This is a genomic window from Streptomyces sp. NBC_00576 (genome assembly GCF_036345175.1).
Classification (GTDB): Bacteria; Actinomycetota; Actinomycetes; order Streptomycetales; family Streptomycetaceae; genus Streptomyces.
Window position 1 is genome coordinate 10,850,790 of record NZ_CP107780.1, and the last position, 20,305, is coordinate 10,871,094.

The following is a 20,305-nucleotide window of genomic DNA, read 5'->3' on the forward strand; positions in this document are numbered from 1 at the left end:
GCCGTGCTTTGGGCCGGTTCTCGTTCTCCGGCCCTCCGCGCGCTCGCCGGCGCCGTCCGTGACTCCCTGTCACCGCGGGATGCTCCGCGCGGACAGGTCGAGGAGACGGCCGTCGAGGCAGCGCGCGACGGCGAGGTCGAACAGCCGCCGCTCCATGTCCTCGCGTTCGGCCGAGGTGAGCACCGGCGGGCCGCCCATCCGCCCGGTCAGCCGGTCCAGGGCACCCAGCAGTGCGGCTTCGGGATAGCGGGTGCCGCACTCCTGCCACACGGCCAGCACGGAAGCGGCGGCGAGGACCGCCGTGTACCGGTCGGCGAGCGCGAACGCCGCGGGCGAGGCATCGATCGTGAGGTCCGCCGGACCGAGCGCCGCGCACCCGTCCCGCAACTTCCGCAGCTCGTCCCGGCACCGCGCGGCGAACCGGCGAACCGGATCGGAGTCGCCCGCCGGCACGCCGTCCGCGAGCTCGGTGAGGGCGCCGATGACACCGTCGTGACGGGGCATGCCCGTGCTCAGTCGCTCCAGGGACAGCGCGGGCAGGTCACCGGCCGGGTCGAACAGCGACGGCGTGGCGGAGGGGTCGGCCAGCCAGGACCTGCGGGCCAGCCGGGGGAGCTGTGGAAGCAGCGTCACCAGGGCGGCGCTGAGCGACACATGGGCGAAAGTGGCGGGAGCGACGTCCCGGGCCAGCTTCTGGAACATCGCGTACGGGCCCTGCCGCAGATAGGACCTCGCGCCCAGGACGGCCCGCAGATCCTCGAACGCGTCGAGCAGGATCCGCGCGGTCAGGTACTTCGCCGCAGGGGCGTAGACCGCCATCGACTCCGGCTCCAGGTGCAGCGCCCGCAGGATCACCGCCGAGAACGCGTCCATGGCCAGCAGATCCGCGTAGGCGCGGGCGATGACCGCGCGCACGTACGGCAGATCGGCGACCGCGCCGCCGTAGACACGGCGGTCCAGGGAGCACCGGACCGCGAGGCGCAGCGCGGTGTCCAGCGGGCCGACGATCACCGCCGGACCCACCGAGCGGGTGATCTGGTACGAGCGCAGCGCCACCTCGATGCCCTGGCCGGGGGAGCCGATCAGTGCGTCGCCCGGGACGGGGCAGTCGGTGAACTCCACGCCGCCGAGCTGGACGCCGCGCATACCGGAGCTGTGGAAGCGTGACAGGTCCCGCAGCGCCCCGGCGGGCAGATCGTCCCGCGTGAGGAGGAACTGGCTGTGGCTGCGGCTTCCCGCGCCCGGACCGGTCCGGGCGAACAGCACCATGGCCTCCGCCCGCCGCACGTTCGTCACGATCTCCTTGCGGCCGGACAGCCGCCAGCCGGTGCCGTCCGGGTGGGCGGCGCACTCGGCGTGCGCGAAGTCGTTGCCGTGCGCCAGCTCGTGGAACGCGGCGGCGATCCGGCCGTTCGCCAGGAGGAGGCCCGCCGCCCGGCGCCGTTGTTCCTCGTCGCCGGTGGTCCAGATGTTGACGGAGGCGATGAGGGAACTGAAGCCGTACCCGAGACCGAGGCTCGGGTCCCGCCGCCACACTGTCCGCAGCACCTCGGCGAGCCGGTCGGCGCGCTCCAGACGGCCGCCGTACGCCACCGGGACGAACTCGGCGTTCAGACGGTACTCGTCCAGCGCCCGCTCGCCCTCGGCGAGCATGTCCTGGCGTTCGTCGGCGGCCAGGACGGCCGTGTGGCCCACCGGGTTCCGGTCGTCCCAGGCGTCGCCGAGCAGCGCGTCCAGTTCCGCGGCGCTCATGAACGGCCCTCCCCGGACCGGGACATCGGTGCGCCGAAGGGGGTCATGGGAGCCCCGGTCCGCGCCGCCCGCGCCACGTGCTGTGCGAGCAGGTCGTTGATCCGGTCGTCTCCCGGGGCCGCGACCGGGGCCGGGCTCCGCAGCGCCACGGCGAGCCTGGCCCGTAGGGCGCGCAGCGCCGCCCTGACCCACAGGCCGTCCTCCCACAACGGCTCGCCGTCGTGCCGGTGCCGTCCAGCCGACCACGCGTGCAGGCAGGCCGCGGCCGCGTAGCAGAGCTCGTAGGCGGCGGCGATCTCGTAGGCGGCCATGGGCGGGTGGGCGGCCGGGGTCACGGCCGCCATCAGCGCATGGACCTCGGCGGCGGCGGCTTCGAGGGCGACGGCGTGCGCTGCGAGCCCGGCCGGAGCCGTCGGGGAGGCGAGGGACCTGGACAGCGCGGGGATGGACTGCACCACCGAACAGCCCCGCCGGGACAGCAGGGTGAGAGAGCCGCGATCCAGCGGCCTCGGCGGATCGCCCGCCGACGCCGCCTCGGCCAGTCCCTCCTCGTCGACGCTGCCCGCGGTGTACTCCCGTACCAGGCGCGGGAACTGCTGAACGAGCGCGGCGCGATTCACCGGGGTGCTGCCGTCGAACACGGACACGATCTGGTGGTCGCGCCAGATCTTCTGGAACGAGCCGTGCGCGTACACGCCGGTGAGGAAGGACCGTACTCCGAGCAGTTCGGCCAGCTCGCCCATCATCGCGTCGGTCAGTTCCGGGGCGACCGACTTGACCACCGCGGAGACCACGCTCATCTCACCCGTGAGGGAGTGGAGAGAGCGGCTGCCGACCAGCGCCGACGCCTCGGCGGCGGCCATCAGCGCCGCGCACCTGCCGAGGAGCGCCCGCGGGTGGGAGCGGTCCAGCAGCGGGCGCCGCTGGACGATCCGCTCGGCGGCGAACGCCGCGGCGATCCGCAGCGCGTGCTCACCGGCACCGAGGGACAGCGCGGCGCACATGGTCCGGGTGAGCTGCAACGCGTGCAGCACGGTCTCCAGTCCGGTGCCCTCGCGGCCGAGCAGCGCGTCGGCGTGCAGCGCCGCTCCCTCGAACGCGATGCCGGAGATGTCGATGCCGCGGATGCCGTGCGTGGATTCCTTGGGCAGCACACGCCAGGTGCCGGGAGCGAGCGCCGTCTTGTCCACGAGGAAGAGGCTCTGACCGCGCCCGGTGCCGGCCGCGCCGGTGCGGGCCAGGACGGTCAGGTATCGGGCCCGGGTGGCGTTGTTGATGGGCCACTTCACGCCGTCCAGCCGGTAACCGCCGTCGTGCGCGGTCGCGGTCACCGTCCCGTTGAGCAGGTCGGCGCCGTGATCCGGTTCGGACAGCGCCCAGGCCACCTGTTCGCCCGCCAGGATCGCGGCCGCCGTGGTGGAGGCCTGTTCGGCGTCGCCGGCGCACCAGACCGGCGCGGCACCGAGATAGGTCTTGCCGTGGGCGATGGTGGCGCTCAGGTCGCGACGGGCCACCGTACGCCACAGCCGCAGCAGCAGTTCGTGGTCGGTGCCGACACCGCCCCACTCGGCCGGCACGTAGTAGGCGGGCAGGCCGAACGCGTCGAGCCGTTCGACGAGCGGCGCGGGGAACTCCTCGGCGGCGTCCAGCTCGGCGACCAGACGGCCGATCCCGCCCCCGCCCGGGCCGGCGCCGGACGGGACGGCATCCGCCAAGGCCGCGTCGAGCGCGACCTCCATCTCGACGCCCGTGCCGGCGCTGACGGACGTCACCGCTCCGGCCCCGTCGGTGCCGCACGCAGCGCGGGCTCCAACTCGGCGTGCAGCACCTTCATGTCGCCCGCGAGGAAGCGTTCACGCATCGCGGTGCGTTTGATCTTGCCGCTGGTGGTGCGGCGTACGGTGCCGCGTCGTACCAGCACGATGTTGCGCATGGGGAGCCCGAACGACCGGCTGAGCCGGCGGGTGACCGCGGTGGCGACCTCCGACAGCTCGGCCTTCGGGGTCCTGGGGTGCACCTCGTGGACGAGCACGACGCGCTCGTCCGGCGAGCCGATCACGAACGCGGCCCCGATCTGGCCGCCGAGCGCCTCGTGCGCGGCACGGGCCTCGACCTCCACGTCCTGCGGGAAGATGTTGCGGCCATGGACGATCAGCAGTTCCTTGAGACGGCCGGTGACGAACAGCTCGCCGTCGACGAGCGCGCCCAGATCACCGGTGCGCAGCCAGCCCGGCCCCTCGTCGGCGTCCGCCACACGGGCGTCGAAGACGCGGGCGCTCAGCTCCGGCTTGCCCCAGTAACCACGGCCGATGCTCTCCCCGCGCAGCCAGATCTCGCCGACCCTGCCTTCCGACAGCGGGCCGCGCGTCCGCGGGTCGACGATCCGGAGGTCGAAGGCGTGTGGCCGGCCCAGACCGGTCACCTGCCGGCCCGCGCCGTCGGACACCGGTCGCAACTCCGGCCGCTCACCCGCTTCCAGCCGCAGGGGGTCCACGGTGAGCACGGTCGGCCGGGCGTCTTCCGGTACGCAGGTCACGTACGCCGTGGATTCCGCGAGGCCGTAGCCGGGGGAGTGGGCGAGGGAGCCGAGCCCGATCCGGGCGAACCGTTCGACGAACGCCTCCACGGTCGGTGCGTGGATCGGCTCGGCGCCGTTGCACGCGTAGCGGAGGGCCGACAGATCCAGTTCCTCCGTCATCTCGTCGGTGATGAGACGCGTGCAGAGGTCGTACGCGAAATTGGGAGCGCAGGTGTACGTGATCCGGAAGCGGTCCAGCATGCGAAACCACTCCACCGGACGTCTGATGAACAGGGTCGGCTGCATCAGCGTGAGAGGCGCCCCGCACAGCAGCGCCGCCGTGAGCTGAGTGAACAGGCCCATGTCGTGGTGGAGCGGCAGCCAGCTGCCGAACCGGTCCTGCGGACCGAGGCCCAGGTACGTGCACACCGCCTCGACGTTGGCCAGGACCGCACCGTGGGTGAGGATCACGCCTTTCGGTGACCCGGTGGACCCGGAGCTGTACTGGAGGATCGCGTCCGCGCCGCGGTCGACGACCCGGCCGGCCGCCTGCCGTACGGCGGTCTGTCCGGTGCCGACCGGCCGTACGGCCTCGACCCTGAGCCGTTCCAGCCCGTGACCGCGCAGGTGCGCGGTCACCTCCGCCTGTGCGGCTTCCGTGGTGACGGTCAGGCCGGGCGAGCAGTCCGCCGCGATCGCGGCGATCCGTTCGCCGGCGCTCGCCGAGCCACCCGGCATCGGCGAGGGCACGGCGACCAGCCCGGCGGACAGGCAGGCGAGGTAGACCTCCGCGAAATCGGTGCCCGTCGGCAGGGCGATGAGCACCCGTTCGCCGAGGGCCAGCCTTCGGCTCAGATCCTCCGCGCGCACCTGGGAGCGGCGGGCCAGTTCCCCGTAGGTGATGCTCTCGGGTTCCACTCCGGTGGAGCCGTGGTAGAGGGTCAGTGCGGTCCGTTCGGGATGAGCGGCGACGCGCGCGGCGAAGGCCTCGCCCAGGTTCCGGTATCCGGTGAGGTCGACTGTCATGGTGTCAGCGCTGGTTTTCCATCGCCTCTATGAGGCTCTTCGGGCGCATATCGGTCCAGTTCTTCTCGATGTAGTCGAGGCATTCCTGGCGCCCGGCCTCTCCGAATACTGTTCCCCATCCGTCGGGGACATCGGCGAATACAGGCCAGAGTGAGTGCTGACCCTCGTCATTGACCAGAACGAGATAGTTGGCGTCGGGGTCCTCAAAGGGATTCGGCACAGCGTTGCCCTCTCTCGATGAAGGAAAAGGAATGGTGTGCGGGGGCGGTACGACTGCGCTTCACTATGCCTCCGCGGTTCGCTGACCATCAATACCGAGGGCCCGTTCCCGCAGGTCCTCCTCCGCGGTCTGCTCGACCTTGGACATCGTGGCGCGCAGGATGGGCGGGGCCATCAGCGAGGTGACGATCGCGACCAGGATGATGATCGTGTACATCTCGGTGCCGAGTACTCCGAGCCGCAGCCCGACCATCGCGACGATGACCTCGATGACGCCGCGGGCATTCATCCCGGCGCCCAGGGCCAAGCCTTCCCAGCGGCCGAGCCCACTGAGCCGTGCCCCGAGATAAGCCCCGGCGAACTTGCCGACGATAGCGATGGTGAGCACCCCCAGGCCGGTGAGCAGAACGGGCGGATCGGCGAGCATGGTGAGGTCCATGCGGAGCCCGACCGTGGCGAAGAAAAGGGGAGCCAGGACGGCCGCCACGAAGGTCTGCAGCGGGGCGAGCGCAGGTGGTTCCAGCGCGCCGCAGGCGCGGATCACGACACCGGCGACGAACGCGCCGAACACCGCTTCCAGACCCATGGCGTGGGTGGCCGCCGACGCCAGCACCGCCAGGACGACCACGACGGTCACGGTCGCCCCGTTGCCGGGCGCCCGGGCCGCCGCACGCAGACCGGCCGCGACGGCGGGCCGCAGCAGCATCGCGCAGATCAGCACGACGATCAGCCAGCCCACCGAGAAGGCCAGGTCGCCTGCGCGGACCCCGGTGGTCGCCATGGCCGAGACCATCGAGAGCAGCAGCCATCCGACGATGTCGTCGACCATGACGGCGCACAGGGTGAGCTGGCCGATGTTGCGGTGCAGCAGCCGCAGGTCCATCAGGGCCTTGGCGATGACCGGGAGGGCACTGACCCCCATGGCGATGCCCAGGAACAGCGCGAACGCGGGGCGTTCGCCCGGCACGAGAGCGGTGGGCAGCAGGAATCCGAGGGCCACGCCCAGCGCGAGCGGGATGGCGATCCCGGCGAGACTGATACGGAGAGCCGTCGACCCGCGTCGGCGAACCAGGGACAGGTCCATGTGGGCGCCGGTGATCGTGACGAGCAGCAACACCCCGATCTGGCCCGTCGCGTCGAGCAGATGGAACTGCTCGGGATCCCGCGGCAGCAGCCAGTTGCTGAAGCCGGGCGCCACCTGCTCCAGGACCGAAGGGCCCAGCAGCACGCCGGCGCACAGCTCGCCGACGATGGTGGGCAGGCCGAATCTCGCCGCCAGCCTGCCGAGCAGAAACGCGAGCAGGAGCAACGATCCGAGCTGGAGGAGGAAGACGAGTAACTGGTGGGCGGCGATGGTGGACACCGGTTGCACGGCCAGCATCAACGAGCCTCTCTGGGAGCACATCTGAGCTATGTACTGGCGAGTGAAGACCTGTTGTGGACGGCGAATGGCGCGTACCGCAGCACGGTTTACGCGGCTGCTTTCAGGGCTCGTCGGCGATTCGACTTCGCGACCGCGCACTCTACGGGGGGGCGACCGTGCCATTGACGGCCCCTTCCCGGTCGGGACCATTCCGCGGAAGAGAAATTCCGGCGCCATGCGCGGCGTTCCGTGCCGCGGTGAAATCGTCCGGTGTCAGTGTGGCTGTCAGGGTGTCCAACCGCACCCGAATCCTCACTTGGACGAACGCGCGGGTGGCCGCCCCGTACAGAAATGACGAGGGGACGGCCCTGTACTTCTCAGCGCCCCGTACATGCCCGCCTGCCCCGCCGACGTCGGAGACGCCCTCGCCGGACGAGCAGATCGCCTGGAGCACACACTTGGACCGGATCGCATGACACCGCACAACGAACCCGTACCTACCGCCCGGCGCTCGCCGGAGAGACCCGGATCTGCCCGGCGGCCGGGCCGCCGCGCGACTCGCCGGCCTGGTGGGCCGGGTCGGTGACGTGGACCGGCGGCTTGGAGAGACTGACGGCGGCGCCGTTCGCGGCCGCGCCGAACGCCAGGTTCACGTCGATGCCGACCAGGTAGCGCATCATGCCTCGGTGTCGGTCAGGTCCCGTGCCCAGTCGTAGGCCTCCTCGAACAGCTTCTCCTCGGGGCCGCGCACGTGGAACCGGGGCAGGTCGGCCAGGACGGGGTGTCCGTCAGTCGCCTCGCACGGCGCCGGGTCCATCGGCTGCGCGCCCAGCGAGCCGGGCCGGTGCTCGGAGTGCCGCCTGCCGGTCGCGTCCGGCTCGCTCGCCCGGGTCGGCGGGTTGAGTGCGGCCATCAGCTCCAGGCCGGTGACGGCGGTGGAGCCGACCGGCGCCATCACCCGGGCCGCGTACACGCCCAGCACCCGGGCGAGTTCGGCTGGTTCGAGCTGGGCGGCGTGGCTCCAGGCGAGGTCATCAAGGGCGTGTGCCACGACGGGATGCACAGCTGCACGCACTGGCGCCGACTGCCCTGCGCGGGGCGGTAGATCCGCGCTCACGGCCCGAACCCGCGCTTGGTGAGCTGCCAATTCGCGCGGGTTAGCTGCTTGATGACCTTGTGCCCGTCCGTGATCCGCCCGGCGAGCCCCTCATCATCCGACAGCGCCGCCGGAAGGCCGTAGCGTTCGCACGCGGTCTTGGTGAGCACCAGCAGCGGGTCGTCCTGCAGCCGTGCAGCTTCTCCGTCCCGAGCCGGGCCTCCTGGAGCGTCCACTCGACCAGGGCGGGCAGGGACTTGGCGGGTACGTCCAGGGTCAGCGTTGCACGTCATACTGTTGAGCCGTATCGGCCCGTGATTCACTGACCCACGAAATTACAGGTAGAGGTCAGGTCGACCTGGGGCCTTGCCGACGAGTTGCTCTACGCAAGCAGGAGCGGCTCTTTTCGGCCAGCGTGCACGGAGACGCCAATGCCGCTGAACAGGTGTCCAAATCCCGCCCTCGACCGGGGTGCGGGATGACCGCGTGAAGTCTTCATGGTGATACAGCGTGACGGGGCCGAGGGGATGTGCGCATGACACAGGACGAACGTGGCGTAGCTGTGATATCGGGTGCATCATCGGGATTCGGCGAGAGAATTGCGCAGGTATTGGCCCAGCAGGGTTACTCCGTAGTGGCTCTGGCCCGTAGGGTGGACCGCCTGAAAGCCCTGGCGGAACAGGACGCCACAGGGGCCATTCTGCCGGTGGTCGCCGATGTCCGGGACCGGGAGGGCCTGGCGCGGGCCTTCGATGAACTGCCCCCCGATTTCCGTGACATCTCGGTGCTCATCAACAACGCCGGCCTGTCCCGGGGGTTCGGCCCGCTGCAGTCGGGCAGCGACGCGTCCTGGCGCGAAATGATCGACACGAACATCTCCGGTCTGCTGAACGTCAGTGGACTGCTGCTTCCGCGCCTCGTGTCCCGCGGATCCGGCCACGTGGTGAACATCGGCTCGATCGCGGCGAGTTACCCCTACATGGGGGGCAACGTCTATGCCGCCACCAAGGCCTTCGTGCACCAACTCTCCCTGAATATGCGTGTGGACCTCCAGGGCACGGGGGTCAGGGTGAGTTGTGTGGCGCCCGGGATGGCGAAGACCGAGTTCGCGAAGGTGCGTTACGACGGGGACGTGGAGCGCGCCGATGCGCTGTACGAGGGCCTTGAGCCGCTGACCGCCGACGACGTGGCGCAGACCGTGGCCTGGTGTCTGACACGGCCGGCCCGCGTCAACATCAACATGATCGAACTGATGCCGTCCGAGCAGCACTTCGGACTCGGATTCGCCGGGAGCCCGCCTGCCTCGCCCGGAGGTGCGGATGGCGCGTGAGCCCGTGCAGGCCGCCTCCCGGTACGTGAACGCGCTGGACGGTCTCGTCGCGAGACCCGCGCGCCCCGAGGACGTGGAGGAGATCTCCTTACTCTCCGCCCCCTTCGTCGACGACGGATTGTTGATTGCCCGCCCTCTTGTGGAACTGGCCGAAAAGATGCATGAATTCGTGGTCGCCCGGCAAGAGGGCCGACTGGTCGGCTGCATGGGGATGGCCCCGACCGACACCCCGACCGACAAGAGTCTGGTGGTCTACAACCTCTGCATCGCGCCCGATTGGCAGGGCAGGGGAATCGGCCGTCATTTGGTCGGCGTTGCCGTGAATATCGGCAGGCGCGAGGGGTATCAATCTTTGCTGGCCCTTACCCGATACGGCGGCGAATGGTTCAGGAAGCTGGGGTTCTCGAACGTCCCGGTGAGCGAGGCCCGCGACGAGTGGCGCACTCTCTTCCGACCCGACCGAAGATCGAGCCTATATCGGTTGATACTTACCTCCGAGCAGTCCAGAGACTGAAGCATGTCCGCGTACACGCTCATGCTGACCAAGGGAGTGACACGGTTGATAATCTGCGGGTTGAAACTCACGCATGATGGCGCCGTTGCCCTGATCGAGGACGACCGCCTGGTTTTCAGCGTGGAGATGGAGAAGCTGGGAAACGGCCTGCGCTACAGCACCGTTGCCGATTTCAGCTTGATCCCCGGGATTCTGGCCGACTTCGGCTACAAGCCGAAGGACGTGGACGAGTGGGTCATCGACGGCTGGGACGGCGACGTGTCCGGAACGGTGGCCCTGCTGGACCGGGGGAGCCCGACGGAGGTCGTGGTCGGCCCGTACCGCGAGTCGCGGGCCTGCCCGGCGCTCGACGCGCCCAGCGTCTCGGGCACGTACCCGATGGACGGCGAGACCTATGCGTACACCAGCTACCCGCACGCGGCGGGACACGTGGCGAGTGCCTACGTCTCCAGCCCCTTCGCCCAGCGAGATGAGGGCTCCTTCGTCCTCGTCTGGGACGGCGGGCTCTTTCCCCGTCTGTACTGGACGGACCCACGGGGCGGCGTGGAGAACCTGGGAGAGCTCTTTCCTCTCATCGGGCACGCGTACGCCATCGCGGGACACCACTTCGGGCCCTTCCGCAAAGCCGTCCAGTCGCCCACGGTCGACGACCTCTCGGTGGCCGGCAAACTCATGGCCTACATAGCGCTGGGCAAGGCGGACGAGGGTGTACTGAGCATTCTGCGCGAAGAGTTCCACCGCGTCTTCGAGAGCGAGGAACCGGCCGCCGTCGAGTACCGCGCGACCGTCGGCGGGTACGGCAGCCTCTTCGAGCAGTCCGTGCCTCCGGTGCACGAGTTCTACTCAGCGGTTCGTGCCAGGGCGGAGGAGAACGGGGCCAGCGACGAGGACGTGCTGGCCAGCGTGCACGCCTTCCTCGAAGACCTCCTCGTCGAACGGATCTCCGTCAAGGTGCGCGCCGCCAAGGGCGACGGCCCGTGGAACCTCTGCTTCGCCGGCGGCTGCGCGCTGAACATCAAGTGGAACAGTGCGCTGCGCGAGGCGCCGGACTTCCGCGATGTGTGGGTGCCTCCGTTCCCCAACGACGCGGGTTCGGCCATCGGCGCCGCCGCGCTGGGCAGGGCGCAGCACACCGGTCTGGGGCCGCTTTCCTGGAACCCCCGGCTGGGCCCGGCGCTGACGGCGTCACCCGAGGTGCCCGCGGGCTGGTCGACCCGGAACTGCACTCCGGAGGAACTCGCCCGGATCCTCCACGAGTCCGGGGAGCCCGTGGTGGTCCTGCACGGCCGCGCCGAACTCGGCCCCCGCGCCCTCGGCGGCCGCAGTATTCTGGCGGCCCCGGTCAAGGCGTCTATGAAGGACGAGCTGAACCGCGTCAAGGACCGCGAGCCCTACCGGCCCGTCGCCCCCATCTGCCTGGAGGCCGAGGCCCCGACGATCTTCTCTCCCGGCACCCGGGACCCGCACATGCTCTTCGACCACAAGGTACGGGCGGACTGGTTGGAACGCATCCCCGCGGTCGTCCACCTCGACGGGACCGCACGGCTCCAGACGGTCGGCCCGGGCGACGACGACCTGCTCTTCACCGTGCTGACCGCCTACCATCGGCTCAGCGGCGTCCCGGTGCTCTGCAACACCAGTGCCAACCTCAACGGGCACGGTTTCTTCCCCGACGTGGCCTCCGCGGCGCGCTGGGGCCGGGTCTCCCGGATCTGGAGCGACGGGACGCTGTACCGGCGGACCGACGGCTGAGTCGATCCGTGACGCAGAAGGCACGATCCGATTCGGGACTGTAAAACGTTCGGCCCTGTCTCGCATTCGGTGGTGACGGAGCGTCGTGATAGGTCGGCGTGGACGGCGAAAGAGCGCGAGGCCTACGCCAACGACCTCGACGATCCCCGCGCGCTGATCGCCGTCTCCGCAGCGTCCAACCGCTCCAAGTCCGACCAGGACCCCGCGACCTGGATGCCGTCTTTCGAGGGCTATCACTGCCGGTACGCCGGCGGCTGGGTGGCTGACAACACGCGCTACCAGCTGTCCGTCGCCCCCGACGAGAAGGCCGCGCTCTCGCAGATCCTGAGCAACTGCCCGGATAGCCCGATCGAGATCACGCTCGTTCGCTGAGGGGCCGTAGGCTGCCGAACCGCCTCTGGCGCAGGGACAGTACCTTCCTGTCGCCGCCTTTGTGGCCTCCTCTTTTGTGGAAGGGACGCAGCCACCGGTGTCACGCCCTGACGGGCAGGCCCGGATGCACACGAGATCCACTGTCCGGGGCGTTTCCTCGGGCACTGTCCACGAGACAGACGGGCCGGCCTCGTCCATGGAGCGGTCAGAACCAAGCAGTTGAAAATGCCGGACCGAGCAGCGGGACAGGCCTTCCTGCAGCCTTCACTCTCCGCCCACATGGCCGGCGCAGCGGTGCGCGCCTGGCTCACAGAACAGGCCGTATCCCATCTTGTTGATCGTGATGTCGATGGCCATGTACGGCTCACGGCTGATCGTGATGGATGATCCCGCCGGGGTGTTGGGGAGTGCTTCGACTACTGTGCCGACCGCTTCGTCACCAGTGCGGCCCTCGTGAAGGACCCCGGAGGCCCTGCCTCCCATTTCGCTGCCCTTGTCACACGGAGGAGCGTGCTCGGAGCACTGCACCATGGTCAGGTAGCGGTAGTCGAATGAGCCGTCGTCCTTGATGGTGATGCTGGCGCCGGACCAGCTCCAGGTCCCGACGAACCGTGCCAGTGGCCGGGGCGTTGCTGTGGGGGAGGGGCTGCGGGGGCCGGGGGCGAGGTCGCCTATCCAGATGCGGGCATTGGCCGGGTCGGAGGTTTCCCAGGCCCGGCGGGAACCGAGAACCACGACCTTCTTCTTCCACACGGTGAGTGTGGCCAGTGATCTCAACGTGTCGAATCCGTTGGTCCGGGTCGGTTGTTTGGCCCACTTCTTCCCGTCGGCGGAGAACCAGAGGGCGCCCACCGCGGAGTTGTCGGCCGCACGGGCCGACCCGATGGCGACGAAGCCGCTGCCCGCGGGTGCGACGGCGAGCATTTCCTGGTTCTTGCGGGGGACGACGCCGACGTCCGGCAGACGCCCCACGTCGAGCGGCGCGCCGGTGTGCCACCCGGAGTTGCCCTCTCTATACCAGGTGTGGGGCTCGGTAGTGTGCTCGACGGAGTCGTCGGCCAAGCCACCGGTCAGCACCATGGTGTCGCCGTTACGCGCCAGATGGTCGAACTCGTTGCCGTTGTCCGGCAAAGGCTCCTTCTTCCACCTGCGTCCATCACGCGAGGCGAAGAGCTGGTCCGCAGGCCGGAAGTCACCAGTAGTGCAGTTCGTCAGCAGATGGAAGGCGTCATCGGCGACGAGGACCTCCGCCGTCGCCTCACTGCCCTCGTGGCCACCGCAGGGTGTCTCGAACAGTTTGGTCGAGTGCCCCGACTTCTCCACCAGCCACAGTCGCAGACTCGCTTGCTGCTCGTCGGGTTGTGATTCCGGGGTTCATAGTCGGTGTGGCAAGGTCGGCTTGAGCTGGGGTGTTGGGGGTTTCCTGAGAAGCGTCAGGGCGCGTTCTGGGTACTGGGCGGGGTGGTGACGGGGCTTCTGGTCTGGGGTTATTCGTGGTTGGTTGATAACGGTGGCGTGGTGTTGGTGATGGTCCTCGGTGTCTAAAGGTCTGGTGCGTGTTTGCGCTGGTCAGCGGCTTGGTGCCGGGTTGGCGCCGGTCCAGTACAGGGCGGTGTCGATGTCGCGTGCGGTCCAGCCGTCGGCTCGTGTTGCGCCGTGGTGGAGGAGGTCGTCGAGGAGTTGGAGGTAGCGGCCGTAGCGTCCCGGTGTGGGGGTGAGGGGGAGGCCGAGAGTGTCGAGGGCGTGTTGGACGCGGCTGTCGTAGACGGCCATCCGCTGTGGTGCTGCTGCGGTGAGGATGGCTGAGGCGAGGGCGTCGCCGGTGCGGAAGCCGGGCAGTTCCCAGATGATGCCGCGCCCTGTGCGGGCGGCCTCGCCGCGCGGGAGAGTGGTGTCGCGGACGGCGGTGACGGCCCGCTCGGTGACCGCTCGCACGTGGATATTGGGCAGGGACATCAGTTCTGTCACCCACCGGGTCTGTGCGGAGAGCCGTTTCCAGACCACCAGGGCTGCGATGTCCGTCTTGCCGAGGCTGCCTGCGTGCTCGGTTCGCTGTACGACGTCGTGGAAGACCTCGTCGTAGTGCGGTGAGACGGCGGCCAGGTAGCCGGTTCGGGCGGGGATCAGGGCGTCCCACACCCGGCCGCAGAGGGCAGCGAACTCCTCGCCGGCCGGTGTGTCCGTGGTCTTCTTCATGTCCGCATCATGCCGTTGTGGGTGATTGGCGGGTGCGGGGGCGTCTGGCTTCTTCGGCGAGGTGGTCGAGCTGGATGGCGTCGAGTGTTTTCTTGGTGATGCGTTCGGTGCCGTCGCAGATGGCGGTGATGGCGGCTTGGCGGATGAGGCGGGCGAGGCTGCCGATGCGGCCGGCGGTGCGCTGGTGGAGGTAGGAGGCGTGGCGGGGGAGTGTGCCGGGTGGGTGCTGGTTCAGGTCGAGGGCGTTCTCCATGTCGGTGATGAGGTCGGTGAAGGGCCGGGTCTGGCCGTGGCGGGCGGGGAGGGGGCCGCAGGTGATGAGGCTGGCGCGGCCAGCGAGTTGGGCGCCGCGGACTCCGGCGAACAGCGGGGTTGAGGCGACGTCGATGCCGGTGTAGACGAAGGTCGCTCTGATGCGTTCGGTGAGGTCTTTCAGCAGGTCGGCGGCTTCCGCGCCGGTGGTCGTGCGCGGGTTGAGGCGGTGGATCTCGTCGATGAGGACCAGGCGGACGCCGGCGGTGGTGTAGGTGTGGCAGACGGCGCTGGTGATCTGGGCCTGGGTCATGCGGGCGGTGACGGGGATGCCGAGGTAGCGGGCGAATTCGGTGGCGAGGGTCTTGGCGGTGGCGCCGGGCGGCACCAACAGGTAGGCGACCGGTATTTGTTGGTGGGTGCGTCCGGGTGGTGCGGGGTGTTTGCGGGTGTGGGCGAGGTGGCAGGTACGGCCGACTTCGAGAAGGGCGGTCGTTTTCCCGGCTGCGGCGGGGCCGGTAACGATCAGTGAGGGCCGGGCGGTGGTCTGCTGGTGGCGGCCGAGCAGCATCAGGGTGCGGACCTGGGTGGCGAGGGTGCTGATGGCGGGGGTGCGGACGGTGACGAACGCGGAGTGGTAGGCGAGGCGTTCTTCCGTGCTGCGAGGGGCGTCGCCGGGCTGGGGCGGGGTGCGGGGCGGCGTGGTGGCGAAGTCCTCCCAGCCCTGCCAGGTGGTGATCGGCCACTCCGGTTCGTTGGCAGGGGCGTCCGGCCACGGGCCGTCGGCGCGTGTGCGGGCAGGCTTGCTTGCCGGGCTGTCGGTGGTGATGTGCGGGCGGGTGGTCACCAGTTGAGGGCTTCCTGGGCGGGGTCGTAGAGACCGAGGCCGGTGTAGGGGGCGGGGTCGGGGGCGTCGGCGGTGTCGTCGCCGGGTTCGTCCGCGCCGTCGGTCTGCTCTGCGTTGTCGGGGAGGTCGTCGAGGCTGTCGTCGTCCCAGCCGTCGGCCTGCTGCGGGTCCGGAGGGCGGGTGGCGGCCGTGGGCGGGGGTGTTTTCAGCGGTGCGGTGCGGGTGAGGAGGTGTTGCTCGCCGGGGGTGGCGGTGCGGGTGTGGGCGCGGCGCATGAGCTGGTCGAGGGTGTCGGCGAGGTCGGCCTCGTGGGTGTCGCGGTCGCCGTGGCGGGCGGTGACGGTTTTGATGTGCTGCCAGGTGGCGCTGTTGAACGGCTGGTGGATGTGGTCGCGGTGGATCCACGGGATCTCTGTCAGGTGTCCGTCGGGCAGGCGGATCCATACCTGGCGGGCGTCGTGGGGGTTGGTGTGGACTTCCCATTTGCCGCCGCGCGCGGTGACCGGGGAGGGCTGGCCGCGGTAGGGGGCGAGGACATCGTGGTCGTAGGTGCGGTGGTCGACGCGGATGCCGCGTTCGGTGATGGCCTGCCAGCGCACCGGCAGCAGTTCGAGGTAATCGCTGCCGCTCAGCGGGAGGGGTACGTGGCCGGCGACGGCGATGAGCGCGGCCCACATCTGGTTCGGGGTGAGGGCCTTCTTGGGCAGGGTGGGGTGGCGCAGGCCTTCGTGGGGGCGGTGGTGGTAGTGGATCAGCCATTCGTCCAGCAGGTCCTGGAGCTGGGCGACGCTGAAGCAGGCCTCGGTTTCGGCGTCCGGTCCGCGGCGGGTGACGTTGGAGCCGGTGTAGCCGGGCAGGTGCTGGCACAGGAGTGCGTTGATGGTGCCGAAGGTGCGCTCGACGATGCCTTTGGCGGCGGGGGCGTGGGGCGGGGTGGGCTGGACGCTGATGCCGAGGGTCTCGCAGGCGGCGCTGAACGCCGTGGACAGGTAGATCTTGCCCCGGTCCACGACGATCGTCTCGGGCACTATCACCGGCCGGGCGGCTGCGCCCTGAAGGCGTTCATCCAGGCCCATCAGCCGCTGTAGCTGGGGGAGTTGGGTGTGGGCGAGGCGCAGGGCGTCGGGCCAGGCGGGGCGGGCGGGGTGGGGGACGGCCATCTCGGCGAGCAGCAGGGCGGCGTCGACGGCCTTGGTGCCGCCGGGGCGCAGGACGGCGGCGAGGATGGCGCGGGTGGCGACGTCGACGGCGATCGTGAGTTCGGGCCGGCCGGTGGTGCCGTCGTCGAAGACGGCCAGGACGTCCAGCCGGGTGGTGTCGACCTGCACCTGCTCGCCCGGCCGCAGCGCCACGGTCGGGGTGAACGCCCGTCCGCCGGTGGGGGAGGGAAGGGTACGGGCGGGGCGGTGGGGGTGTTCGGCGGGATTGGCGAGTTGGTGGACGAGCCGGTAGAAGGTGGCCTGGGAGGGGGCGGGCACGGTGCCGCGGCCGTACCGGTCGGTAAGGATCTGCGTGACCAGGGGCATCAGGCCCTTGACGGTGCCCTTGGAACGGTCGCGCTGGCGGCGCAGCGCTTCCTCGACGGCAGCGATGACGCGTTCGTCGGTGCGCCCGGTAGGCACGGGCCGACGGGTGGTGCGGTGGTCGACCAGCCCCCACAGTCCCTGCTTGCGGTAGGCCAGGCGCATGCGCTGCACCGTGGTCCGGGAGACAGGTCCGAAACCGATCGCGGTCAGCTCCGCCGCCTTGGCCTCCTCGCGCTGCGCGAGCGTGAATCGGTCGGGGTCGTACTCGGCCCGGGGCACCCCGCCGCTGTCCGCCATCCCGCCGGGCAGGCCGGTCTCCACCTCGCGGATGTGCCGCTGCCAGGCCAGCGCCTTGCGCCGCGCGTCCTCGGGCGCGGTTTCGAACAGACCCCACTGCGTCACGGCCTGGGGCATCTGGGCGCCCACGATGGTGAAGGACGGGTCGGCGAACAGGTGCCCGGCCACGACCGTCTCGTCTTCGCCCGTCTCACCGGCGAGGTAGACCTGCTGGCCCGCCACAGCGATGACCTGCCAGGTGCTCTCGCGGAAGCGGACGTGCGCTCCGACCTGCAGCACCGGCCGTCCGCCACGCCGCACGCTCACCGTCCATCCCCGCTGCCCGGGCCGCCGCGGCCGTTCGCATCGTCGGCGCCGGTGCTGACGAGGACCCGCTCGTTCAGCGGTACGTCCAGGGGCGTAGTGAGGTGTTCGTGCCACAGGGCGTGGAAGACGGCGGGCAGGACTTCGATCGGGTCGCCCACCGCTTCGGCGCCCTCGATCAGCGGCCGCGGCTGGGCGAATGCCTCGCGTACGGCGGCCGCGAGAGGGGGACGGCCGGCGTTGCGGGGGTGGCGGTAGCCGGCCAGCCATTTCAGGTTCGCCGAAAGCGTCATCTCCAGCGGCTCGAGGCGCCGGTAGCTCCAGCCGGCCTGCACGCACGCCGCCTCCAGGACCGTCGCAGCCCGCTGCGCCCGCTCACCGCCGGCCTCCGGGTGGCTGGGGCAGTCGGCCAGCAGGGCGGTGCCGTCGCGCTGGCGGGCGAAGAGCTGCGGCACCCACGAGCGGACCTGGCCGCGCGCGTCCCGCCACAGCAGACGGACCGGCCGCCCGGCCAGGCCGACCACATCGGGGTCGCGGTCCAGCATCATCAGCTGCGCCCGCATCGCGGCCGACCCGCACGCCACATGCCGGCCGGTCGTGGCCGACCACCACTGACCGGGCCCCCACCGCCGCCCCGGCACCACCGGGAACGCCGACACCGGCTCCAGCTCCTCGAAGGCCACCGCGAGAACCGCGTCCGCCCACCGCTGCTGCACCACCTGCCCGAGGGGGTCGACGAAGACCGCCTCCCACTCGGATCCGGTATCCGTCTGCATGCGCTGTGAGCGGCCACCCGCTGCGGCCGTTGCGTCCTTGCTGCCCACGCGCCCAGTCAAGCCCGTCCTGCCGGTGCGGCGGGCGGCTTCACAGATTTTGATCACGAGTGCTGGGCGATGAGGTACGCCCTGCGGATCACGGTCCGTACACGCTTCCCTGCCTCCTGACGCTTACTCACCGTTCCCTTCCTGGCCTCCCGTTGCGGTGGGCCGGGAGTGCTTCGGCCAGGACATCGGCCGGCAGGCGGGCCCAGCGTGCAAGATCCTCCAGGGCCATCCCGGCCGCGAGGGCTGCAACTGCTGCGCGGCGTCGGCGGTCTTGCCGTACTGGACACCGCGCAACTGGGTCAGCTGCTCTTCGGCGTCGTTGACCAGGCTGGTGATCAGTGCCCGTTGCTCGGCCGGCACCACAGAGCGCCACGTGGTGCCCGAGCCGGGCGCGCTGCGTTCCTTGGACAGGACGCGCAACTGTCCGGCCATGGTGGCGGGCTGGTGCTCCTGCCGCAGCCACCAGGGGTCGTTGCCGTAGCCGGGCGGCCCTCCCGCGCCGCGGCGGATACGGATGACGGCGCCCATCCACGAGGTCAGCGGGCCGCCGTAGTCGGTGGCGGCCAGCGGCCCCAGCCACCCCCGCCCGACCCGCTCGCCCAGTCGGCGGCAGAACGCCCCGTCGGCGGGCAGCGGCCGCGGCCGCCCGGCCCCGCTGTCCCTCCACACCAGCTGCGCCATGGCCGGGTCCAGCAGTGCGTCGGCGACGGCCACCACCTCGGGGAAGACGACCGCGTCCCGGCCCACGATCCGCCACCGCTCCAGTTCCGTCCCGGCGTTGCCGCCCGCGACCTGGTGCAGCCGCCGCGGCCAGATGGTCTCCCGCTCCCAGGTGAGGGCCTGCTCCCACCACAGGGCTACCACCGCATAAGCCAGAGCGAACACCCTCTCCGGCTCTACTCCAGCCCGTGCTGCCCGCCGCGCCACACCCGTCCACCGCCGCTGCGCCGCGGCCACCTCCGGCAGGCCGCGTACGTCCAAGTGCTCCAGGGGCTGGTCGGCGTCCGCGTCCAGGAGCCACCGTCCGTGCCGGACGCACACCCGCTCCCAGCGCGGCACGTACCGCACCACCCGCACGGCCGTCCCCGTACGCCGGGCCGCGCACAGGCGGCAGCCGAAGGCGACCGGTCCGGCGACCGCGCCCCCGGTCCGCCACGCCGCCGCCGGCACCCCGTTCTTTCCGGCCGACAGCTTGGCGTCCTCCTGTCCCCAGGACGGCAACGCCCGCGCCAGGACGTCTTCCCCGACGCGGCACAGGCCTGCCAGGAGCTGCCGTCCGGGCGCGTTCAGCAGCACCTCGGCGTCGGCCCGCGCGCCCCCGCCGTCGTACGTGGGCGGGTAGTTGCGCCACTGCCAGCACGACCGCAACACCTTCGCTTCCATCCCGTAGCGGCTCGCGATGCGGCAGATCAGCGACGAGGTTGTCTCCCCCTGCAGGGGAGCTGTCCGCAGGAGGCCGGGATGTTGGGTCACTCCACCACGGTCTCGTGTTCGCCGATCCGGGCGGGCGTTTTCGCAGCAGCCGTCCGGTCCTCGGCCCGTCGTCTCATTACTTCCCCAGGCCGTGGGCCTCCCTCTCGGCTCGGACGTCGTTCAATGCCTCTCAATATTGGCCACCTGGCTCCACCCGCTTGAAGAGCGGCGCGTGACGTTTCGAACCCCGATTGCGTGGGTGGCGGTAGCCGGCAAGCCACTGCAGATTCGCCACCACCGCTGGAGGCGGCTCAAGCCGCCTGTGCGTCCAGCCCACGCGCGCGCATGCCGCCTCCAGGACCACCCGCGCCCGCTGCGGCCTGCCTTCACCGGCGCCAGCTGCTCGAACCTGACTGCGACGGCGGCCTCAGCCCAGCGGCGCTGCACCGGCGTGCCGTCCACCCCGGCGAACTCGGCCTCCACCGCGCCCGGTTCCGGCACCCGGCAGGCGCGGCCCGCGACGGCGGGCAAGCTGGCCTGCCCGCCGTCCTGGCTGCTGTCGATGATCACAAACTCCACATAACGTCATACCTGTCCTGCCGTGCAGGCGAACCGGTAGGTAACCCCAACTGGGTTTATCCATAAGTCCGTTGGGGCGCACGCGGGTCAGGATGCCACCCGGATGTACCGGTGTCAGTGCGAACT

The 20,305-nt window shown here is 70.5% G+C and carries 15 protein-coding genes and 1 pseudogene; 4 read left to right on the plus strand and 12 right to left on the minus strand.

What is annotated here, in order from left to right:
* Positions 1-69 precede the first annotated feature (69 nt).
* The 6 genes and pseudogenes from OG734_RS47185 to OG734_RS47210 form a co-directional block, all read right to left on the minus strand.
* Positions 70-1,752 (minus strand): acyl-CoA dehydrogenase, encoded by a 1,683-nt coding sequence (locus OG734_RS47185; protein WP_330285427.1) that lies wholly within the window; start codon positions 1,750-1,752, stop codon positions 70-72.
* Complete coding sequence (locus OG734_RS47190) at positions 1,749-3,524, minus strand: acyl-CoA dehydrogenase family protein (protein ID WP_330285426.1); 1,776 nt, start codon at positions 3,522-3,524, stop codon at positions 1,749-1,751. The genes OG734_RS47185 and OG734_RS47190 overlap by 4 nt, the downstream gene beginning before the upstream one ends.
* Positions 3,521-5,296, minus strand: a complete 1,776-nt coding sequence (locus tag OG734_RS47195; RefSeq protein WP_330285425.1) for a fatty acyl-AMP ligase — start codon at positions 5,294-5,296, stop codon at positions 3,521-3,523. Before OG734_RS47195 ends, OG734_RS47190 begins: the two co-directional genes overlap by 4 nt.
* 4 nt (positions 5,297-5,300) lie before the next feature.
* Complete coding sequence (locus tag OG734_RS47200; RefSeq protein ID WP_330285424.1) at positions 5,301-5,516, minus strand: MbtH family protein; 216 nt, start codon at positions 5,514-5,516, stop codon at positions 5,301-5,303.
* 63 nt (positions 5,517-5,579) lie between these two features.
* A complete protein-coding gene (locus tag OG734_RS47205) occupies positions 5,580-6,920 on the minus strand; it encodes a cation:proton antiporter (protein WP_330285423.1) in 1,341 nt (446 codons plus the stop codon).
* A 530-nt stretch (positions 6,921-7,450) separates the two neighbouring features.
* Positions 7,451-8,254 (minus strand): annotated as a pseudogene (locus tag OG734_RS47210) (telomere-associated protein Tap); the annotation flags it as partial.
* 255 nt (positions 8,255-8,509) lie between these two features.
* On the opposite strand from OG734_RS47210, the gene OG734_RS47215 reads away from it, so the two are divergent.
* The 4 genes from OG734_RS47215 (at position 8,510) to OG734_RS47230 (ending at position 11,942) form a co-directional block, all read left to right on the plus strand.
* Positions 8,510-9,304 carry an SDR family NAD(P)-dependent oxidoreductase gene (locus tag OG734_RS47215; protein ID WP_330285422.1) on the plus strand — a complete coding sequence of 265 codons (795 nt, stop codon included), beginning with the start codon at positions 8,510-8,512 and terminating at the stop codon, positions 9,302-9,304.
* The gene (locus OG734_RS47220; protein WP_330285421.1) at positions 9,294-9,818 is read left to right on the plus strand and encodes a GNAT family N-acetyltransferase; all 525 of its coding nucleotides are present in this window, start codon (positions 9,294-9,296) and stop codon (positions 9,816-9,818) included. Before OG734_RS47215 ends, OG734_RS47220 begins: the two co-directional genes overlap by 11 nt.
* A 3-nt stretch (positions 9,819-9,821) precedes the next feature.
* Positions 9,822-11,570 carry a carbamoyltransferase N-terminal domain-containing protein gene (locus tag OG734_RS47225; RefSeq protein WP_330285420.1) on the plus strand — a complete coding sequence of 583 codons (1,749 nt, stop codon included), beginning with the start codon at positions 9,822-9,824 and terminating at the stop codon, positions 11,568-11,570.
* A gap of 72 nt (positions 11,571-11,642) precedes the next feature.
* Positions 11,643-11,942, plus strand: a complete 300-nt coding sequence (locus OG734_RS47230; protein WP_330285419.1) for a hypothetical protein — start codon at positions 11,643-11,645, stop codon at positions 11,940-11,942.
* 264 nt (positions 11,943-12,206) lie between these two features.
* Here OG734_RS47230 and OG734_RS47235 read toward each other — a convergent pair whose 3' ends face one another.
* From OG734_RS47235 to OG734_RS47260, 6 genes are all read right to left on the minus strand, one after another.
* Positions 12,207-13,265: a hypothetical protein gene (locus tag OG734_RS47235; protein ID WP_330285418.1), complete on the minus strand. Its 1,059-nt coding sequence runs from the start codon at positions 13,263-13,265 to the stop codon at positions 12,207-12,209.
* Between the two features lie 246 nt (positions 13,266-13,511).
* Positions 13,512-14,138: a hypothetical protein gene (locus OG734_RS47240; RefSeq protein WP_330285417.1), complete on the minus strand. Its 627-nt coding sequence runs from the start codon at positions 14,136-14,138 to the stop codon at positions 13,512-13,514.
* Between the two features lie 7 nt (positions 14,139-14,145).
* The gene (locus tag OG734_RS47245) at positions 14,146-15,129 is read right to left on the minus strand and encodes a TniB family NTP-binding protein (RefSeq protein WP_330293516.1); all 984 of its coding nucleotides are present in this window, start codon (positions 15,127-15,129) and stop codon (positions 14,146-14,148) included.
* Between the two features lie 104 nt (positions 15,130-15,233).
* Positions 15,234-17,366 carry a Mu transposase C-terminal domain-containing protein gene (locus tag OG734_RS47250; protein ID WP_330285416.1) on the minus strand — a complete coding sequence of 711 codons (2,133 nt, stop codon included), beginning with the start codon at positions 17,364-17,366 and terminating at the stop codon, positions 15,234-15,236.
* Positions 17,363-18,139 carry a TnsA-like heteromeric transposase endonuclease subunit gene (locus OG734_RS47255; RefSeq protein WP_330293515.1) on the minus strand — a complete coding sequence of 259 codons (777 nt, stop codon included), beginning with the start codon at positions 18,137-18,139 and terminating at the stop codon, positions 17,363-17,365. The genes OG734_RS47250 and OG734_RS47255 overlap by 4 nt, the downstream gene beginning before the upstream one ends.
* Positions 18,140-18,310: 171 nt before the next feature.
* Positions 18,311-19,660, minus strand: a complete 1,350-nt coding sequence (locus OG734_RS47260; RefSeq protein ID WP_330285415.1) for a DNA-binding protein — start codon at positions 19,658-19,660, stop codon at positions 18,311-18,313.
* Positions 19,661-20,305: the final 645 nt, after the last annotated feature.

Excerpts from the sequence above, each read along its gene's own strand:
- OG734_RS47185 (WP_330285427.1), bottom strand. The coding sequence starts at position 1,752 with ATGAGCGCCGCGGAACTGGACGCGCTGCTCGGCGACGCCTGGGACGAC.
- OG734_RS47195 (WP_330285425.1), bottom strand. The coding sequence starts at position 5,296 with ATGACAGTCGACCTCACCGGATACCGGAACCTGGGCGAGGCCTTCGCC.
- OG734_RS47205 (WP_330285423.1), bottom strand. The coding sequence starts at position 6,920 with ATGTGCTCCCAGAGAGGCTCGTTGATGCTGGCCGTGCAACCGGTGTCC.
- OG734_RS47215 (WP_330285422.1), top strand. The coding sequence starts at position 8,510 with ATGACACAGGACGAACGTGGCGTAGCTGTGATATCGGGTGCATCATCG.
- OG734_RS47220 (WP_330285421.1), top strand. The coding sequence starts at position 9,294 with ATGGCGCGTGAGCCCGTGCAGGCCGCCTCCCGGTACGTGAACGCGCTG.
- OG734_RS47225 (WP_330285420.1), top strand. The coding sequence starts at position 9,822 with ATGTCCGCGTACACGCTCATGCTGACCAAGGGAGTGACACGGTTGATA.
- OG734_RS47240 (WP_330285417.1), bottom strand. The coding sequence starts at position 14,138 with ATGAAGAAGACCACGGACACACCGGCCGGCGAGGAGTTCGCTGCCCTC.
- OG734_RS47255 (WP_330293515.1), bottom strand. The coding sequence starts at position 18,139 with ATGCAGACGGATACCGGATCCGAGTGGGAGGCGGTCTTCGTCGACCCC.